The 14,668-nt window shown below is 67.0% G+C and carries 15 protein-coding genes; 9 read left to right on the top strand and 6 right to left on the bottom strand.

The annotated features are described in order from the left end of the window. The first annotated feature begins 43 nt into the window (after positions 1-43). Positions 44-199, top strand: coding sequence for a hypothetical protein (locus ACIHA7_RS03800; protein ID WP_397285234.1), 156 nt, complete (start codon positions 44-46; stop codon positions 197-199). A gap of 42 nt (positions 200-241) precedes the next feature. Further along, on the top strand, positions 242-421 hold the full coding sequence (locus ACIHA7_RS03795) for a hypothetical protein (protein WP_397285232.1): 180 nt from the start codon (positions 242-244) through the stop codon (positions 419-421). 71 nt (positions 422-492) lie between these two features. Here the strand turns inward: ACIHA7_RS03795 and ACIHA7_RS03790 are convergent, their stop codons facing one another. Both ACIHA7_RS03790 and ACIHA7_RS03785 read right to left on the bottom strand, forming a co-directional pair. Continuing rightward, a complete protein-coding gene (locus tag ACIHA7_RS03790) occupies positions 493-1,233 on the bottom strand; it encodes a C40 family peptidase (RefSeq protein WP_397285230.1) in 741 nt (246 codons plus the stop codon). 361 nt (positions 1,234-1,594) lie between these two features. Next, a complete protein-coding gene (locus tag ACIHA7_RS03785) occupies positions 1,595-2,539 on the bottom strand; it encodes a LysR family transcriptional regulator (RefSeq protein WP_397285228.1) in 945 nt (314 codons plus the stop codon). A gap of 52 nt (positions 2,540-2,591) precedes the next feature. On the opposite strand from ACIHA7_RS03785, the gene ACIHA7_RS03780 reads away from it, so the two are divergent. After that, positions 2,592-3,929, top strand: coding sequence for an aspartate aminotransferase family protein (locus ACIHA7_RS03780; protein ID WP_397285226.1), 1,338 nt, complete (start codon positions 2,592-2,594; stop codon positions 3,927-3,929). Between the two features lie 31 nt (positions 3,930-3,960). On the opposite strand, the gene ACIHA7_RS03775 is transcribed toward ACIHA7_RS03780, so the two are convergent. After that, positions 3,961-4,521, bottom strand: coding sequence for a hypothetical protein (locus ACIHA7_RS03775; RefSeq protein WP_397285224.1), 561 nt, complete (start codon positions 4,519-4,521; stop codon positions 3,961-3,963). Between the two features lie 373 nt (positions 4,522-4,894). Between ACIHA7_RS03775 and ACIHA7_RS03770 the strand changes: the two genes are divergently transcribed. From ACIHA7_RS03770 to ACIHA7_RS03760, 3 genes are all read left to right on the top strand, one after another. Further along, the gene (locus tag ACIHA7_RS03770) at positions 4,895-6,193 is read left to right on the top strand and encodes a serine hydrolase domain-containing protein (protein WP_397286494.1); all 1,299 of its coding nucleotides are present in this window, start codon (positions 4,895-4,897) and stop codon (positions 6,191-6,193) included. A 94-nt stretch (positions 6,194-6,287) separates the two neighbouring features. Then, complete coding sequence (locus ACIHA7_RS03765; protein WP_397285222.1) at positions 6,288-6,914, top strand: TetR/AcrR family transcriptional regulator; 627 nt, start codon at positions 6,288-6,290, stop codon at positions 6,912-6,914. 12 nt (positions 6,915-6,926) lie between these two features. Then, on the top strand, positions 6,927-8,555 hold the full coding sequence (locus tag ACIHA7_RS03760) for an MDR family MFS transporter (RefSeq protein ID WP_397285220.1): 1,629 nt from the start codon (positions 6,927-6,929) through the stop codon (positions 8,553-8,555). Positions 8,556-8,612: 57 nt separating this feature from the next. On the opposite strand, the gene ACIHA7_RS03755 is transcribed toward ACIHA7_RS03760, so the two are convergent. Beyond that, positions 8,613-9,536, bottom strand: a complete 924-nt coding sequence (locus ACIHA7_RS03755) for an esterase/lipase family protein (protein WP_397285218.1) — start codon at positions 9,534-9,536, stop codon at positions 8,613-8,615. 44 nt (positions 9,537-9,580) lie between these two features. After that, complete coding sequence (locus ACIHA7_RS03750; protein WP_397285216.1) at positions 9,581-10,903, bottom strand: family 1 glycosylhydrolase; 1,323 nt, start codon at positions 10,901-10,903, stop codon at positions 9,581-9,583. 126 nt (positions 10,904-11,029) lie between these two features. On the opposite strand from ACIHA7_RS03750, the gene ACIHA7_RS03745 reads away from it, so the two are divergent. Continuing rightward, entirely contained in the window at positions 11,030-11,599 is a 570-nt protein-coding gene (locus tag ACIHA7_RS03745) for a TetR/AcrR family transcriptional regulator (RefSeq protein WP_397285214.1), read from the top strand. A gap of 46 nt (positions 11,600-11,645) precedes the next feature. On the opposite strand, the gene ACIHA7_RS03740 is transcribed toward ACIHA7_RS03745, so the two are convergent. Then, complete coding sequence (locus ACIHA7_RS03740; RefSeq protein WP_397285212.1) at positions 11,646-12,656, bottom strand: glycosyltransferase; 1,011 nt, start codon at positions 12,654-12,656, stop codon at positions 11,646-11,648. A 357-nt stretch (positions 12,657-13,013) separates the two neighbouring features. On the opposite strand from ACIHA7_RS03740, the gene ACIHA7_RS03735 reads away from it, so the two are divergent. Both ACIHA7_RS03735 and ACIHA7_RS03730 read left to right on the top strand, forming a co-directional pair. Then, positions 13,014-14,078, top strand: a complete 1,065-nt coding sequence (locus ACIHA7_RS03735; protein WP_397285210.1) for a glycosyltransferase family 4 protein — start codon at positions 13,014-13,016, stop codon at positions 14,076-14,078. A gap of 74 nt (positions 14,079-14,152) precedes the next feature. Next, the gene (locus ACIHA7_RS03730) at positions 14,153-14,653 is read left to right on the top strand and encodes a hemerythrin domain-containing protein (protein WP_397285208.1); all 501 of its coding nucleotides are present in this window, start codon (positions 14,153-14,155) and stop codon (positions 14,651-14,653) included. The last annotated feature ends 15 nt before the right edge of the window (positions 14,654-14,668 follow it).

Raw genomic sequence — 14,668 nt, 5'->3', positions numbered from 1 at the left:
CGGGTCCGGCAGTGGTCCCGGCGTCCCGGAAGGAAAGCGCCAGATGGTAATTCAGCATGCCCCCGGATTCGCCCTCAGTCTCTTCACCGGCATCGCCGCGCTGGCCGCGTTCGGTGCCCCGCCGATCATCCTGCTCATGCTTCCTGCGGTGGGAGCCGGTGCGATGCTGGCAACGATCCTGCGCGATCCCGTCGCCTAGCGCGGCGCCGACGACGTCCGGCGCGGGACTATCGTGGTCTTCATGGGCGTCATGGGCGAACTGTTTCCGGGTAAGAAGCTGACCGACGAGGGCAGCGAGGACAGCGACGGCCAGTCGCACAGTCCCCGGCTCGCCCTCGATCTGGACGCCGGCGTGATCCGGATATCGGGTCCGGCCGCACCTGTCGAACCGGAAGGCGACGGAACCACCATTCCCGGGTAGTCGGGCGCGATGGCCCGGGTCACGTCGGCTGAGCCGCTGTACGCGAAACCAGTGCGCGTATCCGGCCGCTGCTAGTTGCGGAACCGGCAGGCGCCCGCGTAGGGCATAGACGCCAACGGGGACATGGTGACGCCGGTGCCGTAGGTCGAGGCGTGGATCACGTTGCCGTCGCCCGCGTACAGCGCGGAGTGGCCGCCGCCGTAGAACGACACCAGATCACCGGGGCGCAAATCCTCACGCGGCACCGGGGTTCCGGCGGCCAGCTGGTCGTAGCTGGTGCGCGGCACCGAAACTCCGGCCTGCCCGTAAGACCACTGCACCAAGCCCGAGCAGTCGAAGGAGTCGGGGCCCGCGGAGTTCGCGCTGTAGTCGGAGCCGAGCTTCGCGCGGGCGGCGTCGACGGCGACCTCGCCGGTGGTCTTCATCGGTGCGACGCGCGGGTACGCCGGCGTCGGCACCTTGAAGCCGGGAATGCCTGCCAGGCTGGAGTATTCGAGGCCCGGAAGGTCGGGTAGCGCGAAGGTGATGCCGGGAGCGGAGAACTCGGCCCGGGCCGGCGCGGCGGAGGGAGCAGCGGATGGCGCGCTCTCCTGCGGTGGGTTCGCGACCTGAACGCCGGGAAGGCCGGGGGGAAGCGGGATTTCGTTCGGCACCTCGAAGGTGCCGAGGCCGGGGACGGTTACGGGCTGAGCCGAAGCCTCTGCGGCGTAGAACAGGAGCGCGCCGGAGAGTGCTGCTCCCGCGGCAAGTGTCCACCAGAACACCCGCCGCAGCGAGTGGGTATATCGGACGTCGTCGGTTTCCGATGCCATGATCAGGTCCTCCGATGGTCATTTCGAAGGCCTCGGCTGGTCGTGCAACGCCGCACGTGATGGCGCTCCGGACTTCACCAAGGTCTTCGAATAGATTCGAGAACATCACGGTGATCTGTCAGTCCAAGCGGATCCGATTTCCATCCTTCGACACAAATGGGGTCGAACAAAATTCCGACACACGCAAAGCCGATAACGAAACGGTAACTATATATCCAATCGTTATAGGAAATTGGCTCTGAACAGGGCGGATGCAAGTTATAGGCGCAGCGCAATTACCGCCTCGGCGGGCTGTGGCGCCGGGGCATTTATCGGTTTTCGGCCGATTTCGCTGGGTGATCTGCTTTCGATCGGGCCGTGCTCAGCCCTCGGCAGGGCCGGTTGCGCCGGGTAGATCGCCGTGTCTGCGCAAGGCATCGAGGACCACGGTCACCGCGGCCCGTGGCGGCGCGCCGCGCCGGATAACCGCGGTGATCGACCGGGTGACCGGGCTCGTGAGTTCCCTTGTCGCAATGCGATAGCGCGGATCGACGGCGAGTCCGGGCAGCAGCGCGATCGAGAGACCGGCCTCGACATGCTGCAGCGTCATCATGTAATTGCTGAAGCGGCAGACTATCTTCGGCTCGAAACCCGATTCCCGGCAGAGCCGGGTCGCCAGATTCGCCATGTAGGACTTGGGCATATCGAAGGCCCACGGCTCGTCGGCGTATGCGGCGAGGTCGGCCGGCCCGCGGGCGGCACGATCGGGCGGCAGGATCAGCACGATCGGATCGGTGGCCAGCGGCACGATGTCGATATCCGGTCCGAGCGGCTGCTCCACGAAATCCGTTGTGGTGATGATGATGTCGGCGTCACCGACCCGCAGCGCCCGCATGCTCTCGTGCGGTTCCAACTCGTGCAGCTCGACCGCGAGGTGCGGGTGGGTGTGCGCGAGCCGGGTCACCGCGGGCACGCACAGCGAATGAATGGCGCTTTGAAAAGCGCCGAGCCGCACCAGCCCGACCGGCTCGGCGCCGAGGCCGCGCAGCTCGGCTTCGACGGCGCCCATGTGGTCGAGGATCGCCCTGGCGCGGCGGGCCAGGATCAACCCGGCCGGTGTCAGCCGGACCCGGCGGCCGGTGCGTTCCAGCAGCTGTGTGCGGGTCTCGGCCTCCAGCACCGCGAGTTGCTGGGACACGCTGGAAGCGCTCAGGTTGGCCGCCTGCGCGACCGCGCGAACGGTGCCGAGGGAGTCGAGTTGGCTGAGCAAACGCAGCCGCCAAGGGTTCAGCATGCTCGATTGTTGTACGGCTGCACCGAACAGCACAGCCGGAATTGTGAGATGGACGTGGCGCTCGCCTCGTCCCTACCGTCGAAACATGGCTTCCCCCACCTATACGCCGCGCTCCGCCGAGGACTTCTGGGCCGACACCGACCGGCACCTCGTGCGCTACGCGGGCGCGAGCTCCTTCACTCCCGAGATCATCACCCGTGCCGCCGGGAGCTTCCTGTACACCGAAAGCGGCAGGGAGATATTGGATTTCACGTCCGGTCAGATGAGCGCGATTCTCGGACATTCGCACCCGGACATCGTCGCGACGGTGCGCCACCAGGTCGGCGAGCTCGACCACCTGTTCAGCGGCATGCTCAGCCGCCCGGTCGTCGACCTCGCCCGCAGGCTGGCGGGCACGCTGCCCGACCCGCTGGACAAAGCACTGTTGCTGACCACCGGCGCCGAGGCGAACGAGGCGGCGATCCGAATGGCCAAGCTGGTCACCGGAAAACACGAGATCGTCTCGTTCGCCCGCTCGTGGCACGGGATGACCCAGGCCGCCGCGGCCGCCACGTACAGCGCGGGCCGCAAAGGTTACGGCCCTGCGGCGCCCGGCAACTTCGCCATCCCGGTGCCGCACGCCTACCGGCCCGACTTCATTACCGCCACCGGCGAACTCGACTGGCGGCGACAGCTCGACTTCGCCTTCGACCTGATCGACGCCCAGTCGGTCGGCAGCCTGGCCGCCTGCATCGTCGAGCCGATCCTGAGCTCCGGCGGGGTCGTGGAGCCACCGCCCGGCTACTTCGCCGCGTTGCACGAGCGGTGCCGCGAGCGCGGCATGCTGCTGATCCTCGACGAAGCGCAGACCGGACTGTGCCGCACCGGATCCTGGTACGCGTTCGAGCGCGACGGCATCGTGCCCGACATCCTCACCCTGTCGAAGACGCTCGGTGCCGGGCTGCCGCTCGCCGCCGTGCTCACCAGCGCCGACATCGAGCAGGAGGCGCACGATCGCGGCTTCCTGTTCTACACCACGCACGTAGCGGATCCTCTGGTGGCCGCGGTCGGCAACACCGTGCTCGATGTGCTCGTCCGCGACCACCTCGACGCGCGGGCCGCCGAGCTCGGCGCCTTCCTGCGGCGCGGACTGCAGCGAATCGCCGAGCGGCACAACGTCGTCGGCGATATTCGGGGTCGTGGCCTGCTCGCGGGGCTGGAGTTGGTCGTCGACCGCGCGACCAAGCAGGGCTCGGACGAGCTGGGTGCGGAGGTGACCCGCCGCTGCCTGGAGCTGGGTCTGCACATGAACATCGTGCAGCTGCCCGGCATGGGTGGCGTCTTCCGCATCGCGCCGCCGCTGACCGCCACCGAGGACGAACTGTCGCTCGGCCTGTCCATCCTGGACGAGGCGATCGGCGACGCGGCCGCGCGACTGCGCTGACGGGAGATCACCCACGAGCGGCGAATCCGGGTCAGGTCAGGGTGCCGTCGGAGCACAGGCTCGCGGAGCGCCAGGACGGTCCGGGGCGCGGTGCGTCGGGATCGAAGACCCACTGGGCGATCGGGCCCGCCGCCTTCCAATACAGCTTCCCGGAGGGGTCCGCGACCACCTGATAGATGTCCTCGCTGCCTTCGATGAGCTGGCCGCCGACGCAGTAGTCGGTGTAGTCGGTCCCGGGTTGCCGTGCGCCGGCACTGAACAGACCCGCGGGGTTGGTGTAGGCGCCCGGGTTGGGAACGGTGCTCGGCCTGCTCGCGGCGGGAACGCTCGACCACACCGGCGCTCCACGCTCGGTCCCGCAGCGGAAGCTCTGCCCACCGGCGGCGACCGTCGCGCCCTGTGGGTGCGGTGCGCCTGCCCACAGGCAGTGCGCGCCCGCGCCGACGGCGGTGGTCCTCGCCTCGGCGGCGGCCGTTCCCGCGCCGAATGCGAGGCCACCCGCTATCGCGGCGCCCGCGAGTAGCGCTGTGGTCGAACGGCGGTAGCCGCAAGGGGTGCTGATCGACAGCACGGGGAAAACACGTCGCGCCATGGCCTCGTTGCCTCTCTGGTCTGATGTGCTCGCGTGATTCGAATGAGCGCATCTACTGATGTAAATAGTAGATGAAGCCGTTGAGGTGAGTCGCGATGCTCGACGAGGGTTGTGATAGCTCAAGCAAAGCACCAGCTCAGTCGAGGCTATTTCTAGATGTGTCATCGTATGTACGACCCGAAAGCTGAGGCAGGGTGAGATGAATCACGTACTTATGTAGTAGATGGATGTGCCCCTAGTGCGTTGGCCACGACAACTATGGGCGCGCCGGACGGTAACCGGAACGCTGTGCTCCTCGATGTGCCGAGCAGAACCCGTCGAGAAATGGGGAAGCGGAGTGCATCGTCGTGTGAAAAGTCTTGTGGTGTCCGCGATGACGGCCGCGGCGGTGTTCCTCGGCAGCGGAATCGTCGGTGGCACAGCCGATGCCGCGCCGCCCGAACAAAGGCGGTGTGATGTCGTCGACGGACGTGAACCGCAGACCGCGACACCCGAAGAGGTCGGGCTCGACGCGGCGGCACTGCGCGCCGCGGTGACCTTCGCGGCCGACCCGTCTCGGCTCAACGTGCAGGTCTACCGCCACAACTGCTTGATCGCGACCGGCCCGCGCAACGACCAGACCGGCGGGATCCCGTGGAACCTCTGGAGCAGCACGAAGAGCGTGGTCTCCATGGTCGCCGGCATCGCCGTCGACGAGGGCAGGCTGCGGCTCGATGCCCCGATCGGCACCTACCTCCCGGCCGGGCTCGGCGACGCGGACCACCGCGCGATCACCGTCCGCAGCTTGCTCACCGAGACCTCCGGCATGCAGGTGGCGGTGGCCTCGGAGGGCATCACCGGGCTGGCGCAGATCGACCCGAACGTGGTGGCGCAGGCGCTGGCGATGCCGATCGAGCGGCCGCAGGGCGAGGTGTGGAAATACAGCCAGCGCGCCGTCGACCTGCTCGTCTATGTGGTGCAGCAAGCGGTGGGTACCGACTTCCAGGCGTATGCCCAGCGAAAGCTGTTCGACCCGTTGGGTATTCAACGCACGGACTACTACTGGGACCGCGACCGCAGCGGCAACACCTACGGATACGCGCATCTGATCCTGCCGCCCGACGATTTCGCCAAGCTCGGCCTACTGCTCGCCAATCACGGTGACTGGCATGGTAATCAGATCATCTCCGCCGAGTATCTGGCTGAGGCAAGCCGACCGACGCCGACCAACGAGTGCTACGGATTCCTGCTCGTGGTGAACGGCCCCGGCTGCACCGTCGAACTACCGGGACTGCCGTCGGATGCGTTGAAGATGGGCGGCATGATGCGCCAGGACAACTTCATCGTGCCGAGCCTCGGCCTGCTGGTCAGCTGGACCGGCGTGACCGTGCCCGGTGGCGCGGTGAGCTTCCCGCACGACGTGCTGCGCGGCATCGTCGCGGCGTTCCGCGAGCCGCGCCTGCCGGACCCGGGACCCTATGTGCAGCAACCGGATATCAGCCTCGCCGACCCGATGATCTCGAATCCGGACGCCACCTTCGGCGCTTTGGGTCTCGGCCCGTTCGCCTACCCGGGCTGCGGCCCGCTCGAGTGCCTCGGTAAGTCGCTCGCGCCACCCTTCGGCGATTGGCCGCCGGGCTGTTTCATCCTCGGCTGCCTCGGCTCGGACCCGGCAACGCCCGGCATTCGATAGCGCCGCGTGTGCCTTGCATCGACGGACCGCGGTGAGCGCGATCACATAATATTGCACTTTCTGAAATTTTGCAGTTTGTGTTAAATTTTTGCCCATGCCACCGTCCACCCGCGCGGAGTCCCCGGTCGGGCTCCGCGCCCAGAAGAAGCGCCAAACCCTGCTCGACCTGTGTATGGCCGCGCGGCGGTTGGCCGTCGAGCGTGGGTTCGACGCGACCACCGTCGAGGACATCGCCAAGGCCGTCGGGGTCTCACCGCGCACGTTCTTCAACTACTACGACACCAAGCTCGACGCGCTGGTCGGCCCGATCGAGGAGATCGGTACCCCGCAAGCCAGGGAAACGTTCATCACGGGCGGGCCGAGCGGCATGCTGATGCACGACCTCACCTGGCTTTTCGCCTCATCGTTCGCGCCGGAAGAGGAGATGCGCGAAGCCATTTCGCTGGTGGTCGAGCTCATCAAAGCCGAGCCGAGGGTGCTGGCGGGCTTCATGGCGGCCGGTGTCCGGCAGGAGGCCCTGGTCGGCGAACTGCTCACCGCGCGCGCGGGCGAACCGGTCTCGGCCGAATTCGCCTCGCTCGCAGCGGGAGTCATGACGGCGATCACCACCAGGGCGGTGATGTCCTCGGCCGAGGACACGACCAGATCGCTCACCGCGGCGATCCACGAGCACTGCGCGATGGCCGCCCGGCTGTTCGACAAGCCCGACGACGGAAATTAGGAGACGTGCCACATGACCACGGCTGACTCGCCGCCTACCCCCATTGTCTTGACCCAGAAGCGAATCTGGCTCATCTTCTCCGCGCTCATCGCGGGCATGTTCCTGGCCAGCCTGGACCAGATGATCGTCGGCACCGCGATGCCGACCATCGTCGGCGAGCTCGGCGGCGTCTCGCACATGGCATGGACCGCGACGTCGTACCTGCTGGCCACCACCATCGTGATGCCGATCTACGGCAAATTCGGCGACATGTTCGGCAGGCGTTGGCTTTTCCTGTTCGCGGTGACCGCGTTCACCGTCGCGTCCGTCGGTGCCGCCGCCTCGACCAGCTTCTGGGAGTTCATCGTCTTCCGCGGCCTGCAGGGCGTCGGCGGTGGCGGTCTGATGATTCTGGCGCAGGCCATCATCGCCGATGTGGTGCCCGCCAAGGACCGCGGCAAGTACATGGCGCCGATGGGCGCCGTCTTCGGCGTCACCTCGGTCGCCGGACCGCTGCTCGGCGGCTTCTTCGCCGACACGCTCGGCTGGCGCTGGTGCTTCTGGATCAATGTGCCGATCGGTCTCGCGGCACTGTTCATCGCCTTCCGCTACCTGAGCGTCCCCAGCCATCGGCCCAAGACCAAGCCGGACTACCTCGGCGTGGTGCTGATGTCCTCGGCGACAACACTGTTGATCCTGATCACCGACTGGGGCGGCAAGCAGTACGCGTGGGGTTCGACGACGATCGTGGCGATGATCGCCGCGCTGGTGGTCGTGGTGGCCGCCTTCGTCATGGTGGAAGCACGGGCCGAGGAGCCGATGCTGCCGCTGTGGCTGTTCGGTAACCGCACCTTCGTGCTGACCTCGGTGATCGGCCTGCTGGTCGGCCTGGTCATGTTCGCCGCGATCGGGTTCATCCCGACCTACTTGCAGATGGCCACCGGCTTGTCCGCCTCGGTGTCGGGTCTGCTGCTGATCCCGATGATGCTCGGCATGATGCTCACGCTGATCAGTTCGATGGCGGCGATCACCAAGACCGGCCGCTACCGGGTCTACCCGCCGCTCGGCGCGCTGTTCATGCTCGCGGGCCTGCTGTGGCTGACCCGGCTCGACGCGCACACCGCGATGTGGGTGGTGTCGGCGATGCTGTTCGTGATCGGTGCGGGCCTCGGCCTGATCATGCAGATCATCGTGCTTGTCGTGCAGAATGCCGTGACGCCCAACCAGATCGGCACCGCGACCAGTGCCAACAACTACTTCCGCGAGATGGGTGGTGCGATCGGTGTCGCGATCTTCGGCTCCATCTTCACCAGCCGACTGACCGAGGGGCTCACCGACGCGTTCACCTCGCACGGTCCGGAGGTCATGGCGGCGAAGCTCGACCCCGGGGCGCTGGTGCCGTCGGTGGTGAAGAACCTGCCTGCGGGGCTGCACGACGCGATCGTCGGTGCGTATGTGGACGCGCTGGTCCCCGGCTTCTGGTACCTGATCCCCGGCGGCATCGTCATCTTCCTGCTCGCGCTGTTCATTCCGCAGTTGAAGCTCTCCGACGAGGCGGGCATGGTCGCTCGCGGCGAAGCGGTGATGGCGGAGGACTCGGCCCAGACTGTGTCGGCACCGGATGAGGATCCGGATCCGCGGCTGGTCTCGGATCGACGCTGACTGTCACGGCACACCGGGCGGTAGGACGAAAGCCTTACCGCCCGGTGCTGTTTCGGGTCAGCCGCACGCGGTGCCGGTGTAGCTCGGATCGAGGGCCTTCTGGACGATGTAGGCGACGGTGGGGGATTGGGGCAGGGTGCCGTGATCGAAAGTATCGGTGGCGCAGAGATCTTGGACCCAGACGTTGTCGACCGTCGCACCGGGGCGCGCCTGGAGAAACGTGGCTTCCGGTGGGGTCGAGGCGTCGTCGTGCGTGCTGGCGATCACCGTGTAGTCGATGCCGGGCACGGTGTCGCCCTCGGCGTTGAGGTTGCGGATGAACTCGCTGCCCACCAGCTGTTGTGCGGCAGCGATTCCGGCGATCAGAGTTAGCGCGCCGGAGAAGCCCGCGGTGCCCCAGGGTGGGAGTCGTGTCGCGACGCCACGCATGGTCGAGCCGTGATTGGTGCCCGCGAGCGAGACCAGGCGACCGACCGTGTTCGCGCCCCCACCGCCCCGCAGGTACTGGCGCGACACCACCGCACCCTGCGAATGGCCGACCAGATCGACCTTCGCCGCGCCCGTGGCGGCGCGGATCCGGTCCACGAAGACGGCGAGTTCGCCGGCTGAGGAACCGATGTCGCCGGTGCCGTACATCCCACGCAGCGCACCGAGCACACTCGACGTGTCGCGGCCGTAGTTCAGCGAGAAGACGCAGTAGCCCTCCGCTTTCAGCTGCGGGGCCAGGACGTCCCAGTCGTTCTGGTTCCCCCAGGTGCCGTGCACCAGCACCACCGGCCGAGGATGAGCCGTAGTGAGACGGCAGGCCCAGTCATTGGCGCCTCCGGGTGGCGTGCTGCCGTCCGGGTCCTTGCCGAGAGCGCTTCCGGTGCCGAGGCCGCCGGGGTCGGGAGCGGCCTGCGCACCCGAGGCGCACAGGGCGCAGACAATGCCCGCCACCGCGGTCGCCGCGGTCAGCCTGCGCCGCCACGTCATCGTCATCGAAATCTCCTTGCGCCTGCTGTTCTCACGAAGTGCGGTGCCGCTCAGCGCGGCACAGTGACCGGGTCGGTGCAGCTGCCGGGCGGGTCGACCAGCGAGCAGGTCTGCGGTGCCCGGGTCGGCCGGTAATCGGCGGGGACACCACCGGCCCGGGTGATGGCGGTGTACGCGGCGACGGCGTCGGTGGGTTTGCGGGTGAGGCTCGGATCGGTCAGCACGTCTACGGTGTAGAGGCCGAAGCGCGGGGTGTAGCTGCCCCATTCGTAGTTGTCGGTGAGGCTCCAGTAGTTGTAGCCCATGATGTTCATGCCGTCGGCCGCGGCGCGTTGGATCCAGTAGAGGGTGTCGCGCAGATCGTCGCCCCTGGCGTAGCCGTCCGGGCGCGGCAGCCCGTTCTCGGTGGGCATGCCGTTCTCCACGATGTAGAGCGGCTTGCCCGGAAACTCGCGCGAATAGTGTTGCAGCGCATAGTAGATACCCTCGGGCTGCAAGGGGTTCTGCCAGAGCCGGGTGAGGTTCTGCGCCATGGCCGTCACGGTGTCGGGTGAGCTGCCGTAGTAGTAGTCGATGCCGACGTAATCGAGTCGCGCGGCGATCTTGTCCACGAACGGCTTGTTGATCGCCGCCTCACCGCCGGGGATGTAGGCGACGTTGCTCGTGACCATCGCACCCGGCTGAACCCGGTGGATGTGGTCGTAGACAGCGTTGTGCGCCTGGGCGAGTCGGTCCTGCATGGCAGGGATATCGGTGGCCGCCAGTCCGCCGTGGCGCAGCTCGTTGAGGCCGTAGAAGGTCGGCTCGTTGAAGGTCACCCACAGCGGGTTGCCCGCGGCGTAGCGGTCGACCACGGTGCGTGCGTTGGTCAGCCAGTCCTCGACCATTCCCGGGTTGCGCCAGCCGCCCCGGTCCACCGCCCAGCCGGGGAACACCCAGTGGTCCAGCGTGATCATCGGACGCATGCCCGCGGCGGTGATCTTCGCGATCACCTTGTCGTAGAAGCGGAATCCCTCGTCGGACCACACGCCGGGTTGCGGCTGGACCCTGGCCCATTCCACGCTGATCCGGAAGACGCGCACGCCGAGCCCGGCGGCCAGGTCGATGTCGTCGGCGTAGCGGTTGTAGAAGTCGACCGAATTCCCGTACGGGTCTTCGGTTTTGCCCGCGGCGACGTAGCGGCTCCAATTGCTGTCCGGCGCGTGGCCCTCGGACTGATACCCGGAGGCGGCGACCCCGAACAGGAAGTCCGGACCCAACGGCGCGACCTGCACGGGGGGTTCGGGTCGCGCGGCGGCCGCGGCGGGCAGGCCGGTCAGCACGGTGGCGGCGGCCAGGGCGGCGACGCCGAGGCCGCGAAGGCGGAATCGCATCGGGGAGTGCTCCCGTTCGTTGTGGTGACAAGCCAGGACCTCGAGCAGGCTGGCCCGGTTTGAAAACCGTACAGCGCTCGGTTTTCGATGGCAAGGACCGATCCGTCCCATGCCTACACTGGCTCGGTGGCGAAACGGGGTCCCTACGGCAAAGGCATCGAACGACGGGAGCAAATCCTCGATGCCGCGCTGCGCACCATCGCCGAGCGCGGCTATCTGGCCACCTCCGTCGCCGAGCTGGCCGAAGCGGTCGGCCTGAGCCAGGGTGGGTTGCTGCACTACTTCGGGTCGAAGGAGGAGCTGTTCGTCGCGGTGCTGCGTAAGCGGGACGAGATCGACGTCGCGGGCCTGCACGGGCCTGCGCCCGCCGCGTTCGTGGCGTTGGTCCGACGCAACACGAAGGTCCCCGGACTGATCGAGCTCTTCACCCACATGCAGGCGGCCGCGGCCGATCCACGCCATCCGGCGCACGACTACATGCTCGAGCGTTACCGGGCGGGCACCCAGGCGTTCGCACAGGCGCTGCGCGCGATGCAGCAGGACGGCGCGCTGAGCAGGCAGCTCGACCCCGACGCCGCGGCCACCATGTTCTTCGCGCTGGCCGACGGTCTACAAACGCGCTGGTTGATCGATCCGGCGATCGACATGGCGGCGCAGCTCGAAGACGCCTGGCGGCGGTACGCGGGCGACTACTAGGTCGGTGTCGTCCGCGGGATCCGTCAGGCAGCGCCGAGGTGTCCCGTTACTCGGCCAATTGCAGGCGGCGGGCCTGCTGCATGGTGGACAACATGGCGAGAGTCGCTTCGGCGCCTTGGTTCTCGTTGCGGCCGGTAGGTTCCAGCCCGTCGCAGCAGCCGCCGCTGACCGGGTCGATGAGCGGCGTCGAGACGTCGTTCTCGCCGCGGAACCAGGCCTCGCACAACATGACCGCCTCCCGCCACCGCTGGTCGTGGGTGTCGTCGTAGGCGCGGGCGCAGGCGTCGGCCAGGCTCGCGACCTCGATCGGCTGCTGGTCGAAGCCGGGACGCTTCTCGCCGGTCGCCCAGCCGTCGATGGGGGTGACCGAAAGATGGTCGCCCGCGGTCTCGACCTCCAGCAGCCAGCGCAGCATCGCCAATCCATCGGCGTGCGTGCGGTTCTGGTCCGGTGCGGCACCGGCCACCAGCAGCGCCTCGGCGAGTACCGCGTTGGCGTAGTGCAGCCTGGATTCGGGCCACCGCCAGTCGAGGCGGCGGGTGGGCGGGCCGATCAGTGTGGCGGTGTCGGCCAATAACGCTTGGGCCGTGGGGTTTCCGGGGTCGACGTGCTGCACCTCGGCCGCGCCGAGTGCGGCGAAGGCCATCGCGCGCGGGAACTGGGAACGCTGCCTGGCCCCGATCATGAAGTGCGCCAATGCCTTTTCGGTCAGGTCCGGCCTGCGGGCGGCGGCGGTGCCGAGTGCCCAGAGGGCACGGCCCCAGTGATCCTCGACGGTCGGTTCGTCCTGCCAGTTCAAATCCTTGCCGCGGCGATTGTGACAGCGGCCGTCCTCGGTGAGCGCCTCGATGACGAAGCGCGCGTACACCTGAGCGAGCGCGTTCAGCTCTTCGGTCGGCTCGGGTTCGCGGGCCACCACTACGAGGGCTCGCGCGACATCGTCTACGCAGTAACCGTTCTCGTGCCGCGGCGTGGTGAGCCGGGCGTGTTCGAAGACTCCGACGTCGTCACTGAGTCGTACCAGGTGGGCGTAGGAGATGGTGATGGTTTCGCTCATGCTGTAGCCAACTTCGCATCGGCTTGTCGCGTCTCTGCGGCAAGCGCATGGTATTTGCGTGCGGAAAGTCCGTCGATACCACCGGTTTACCCGCTGCGACGGCTTCTATCGTCAGCCTTCCCCTGATTCGAGTCAGCGCCGCCGGTGCCGCTGTCTGTCCAGCCACGCGATCGGCTGATCGTGTTGCGCTGGAGCGCTCGAGAATCCGGTCCGGAACACGACACGGGCGGATCGACCACTGGGCCTCGATAGTAACACCCGGATGACGGATAAACTGCCGTGATAGAGTGGGGACATCAAGTCCGCCCGTTCCGGGACGGCTCTCGGCGTTTGAATTCGCCAGTAATCGAGGATTATATGAAAATCGGCGTAATCGCGTCGGTCGCTCATCGCACGCCACCGAAAAACTCTGGCCCGTGGGAGCATATCGCCGCCACGCTGGCCGAGGGTTTCGTCGCGCGCGGACACGACGTCACCCTGTTCGCCACGGCCGACTCCGAGACCTCGGCGCGGCTCGTCGCGCCGGTGCCGTCCGGGTACGCGGAGACAGCTGGTGTGGATGCGAAAGTAGCGGAAGCTCTGCATAATTCGACGGCATTCGGGCAGGCCGGTGAGTTCGATGTGCTCGTCAACCACTTCGACTTCGTCCCGCTGACCTACAGTCGGCTGGTATCGACCCCGATGGTCACCACCATTCACGGCCATTCCTCGCCGAATATCATGCCGGTGTATCGAGCATTCGACGATATCGCGCACTATGTGGCGATCAGCGATGCGGACCGGCACCCCACGCTGAACTATGCGGGGACAATTCATCACGGTATCGATCTCGCCCAGTTCACCTTTCGGCCCGAACACGGTGAATATCTGCTCTTTCTCGGCCGAATTCACCCGGACAAGGGGACGCACCTGGCGATCGAGGTGGCGCGGCTCACCGGGCTGCCCCTGATCATCGCGGGCGCGGTGCAGGACGAGGAGTACTTCCGCACCGCGGTCGAACCGCACCTGGACGACGCCACGGTGACCTACGTCGGTCCGGTGGGTCCGCAACGACGGGACGAACTGCTGGGCGGCGCCCGCGCGCTACTGCACCTGATCGGCTTCGCCGAACCGTTCGGCCTGACGGTCGTCGAAGCCCTGGCCACCGGAACACCGGTCATCGCAACACCATTGGGTTCGACGCCGGAGCTCATTCGAGACGGCGTCACCGGCTTCCTGGTGACCGACGTCAAGGGGGCGGCGGCCGCGGTAGCCGAGATCGAGCAACTCGATCGGCGCGCCGCCCGCGACGACGCGCAGGAACGCTTCAGCGCGGACCGAATGATCGACGACTATCTCGCCCTGTTCGAGCGCATCGTGCCCGCAACCCCGCAGCAGCAGGGCATCGGTTCACCCGGCCTGTTCTCCCACGCCGGGCTGTAGGTAAACCCGCTGGTTTCGCGGGTCTGCTAGCGGGAACGTCCGGCACATAATCCGGTCGAACCCGAGGAGTCCCGATGTCTACCGATGCCATTGTGTTGTTGCGTGAGGATCACAAAGCGATCCGCAAACTGTTCCGCGACTTCGAAAAGGCGGGGGACAACGCCAAGGCCACCAAGGGCCGCCTGGTCGACAAGATCATCGAGGCGCTCACCGTGCACACCTATATCGAGAACGAGGGCATGTATCCGGAGGTCCGCAAGCTGGTTCCGGAGCTGGAGAGCGACATTCTCGAGTCCTACGAAGAGCACCACGTCGCCGACCTGCTCGTGCAGGAGTTGGCGACCATGAAACCCGACGACGAGCACTTCACCGCGAAGGTCACCGTGCTGATCGAGAACGTCGACCACCATATCGAGGAGGAAGAGGGCGAGTGGTTCCCGCAGGTTCGTGAGCATCTGGGGCGTAAGCAATTGCAGGAAATCGGGGCCCGGCTGCTCGAACTGAAGAAGAAGGCGCCCACCTCGCCCGCCCAGCCCTCGGCGGTGAAGAAAGCAGTCGACGCGGTGATCTCCTGACCCGCGTCGGGCGGC

The sequence above is a fragment of the Nocardia sp. NPDC052316 genome, from assembly GCF_044547795.1.
Taxonomy (GTDB): domain Bacteria; phylum Actinomycetota; class Actinomycetes; order Mycobacteriales; family Mycobacteriaceae; genus Nocardia.
This window is presented reverse-complemented; position numbering and strand designations above follow the sequence as displayed.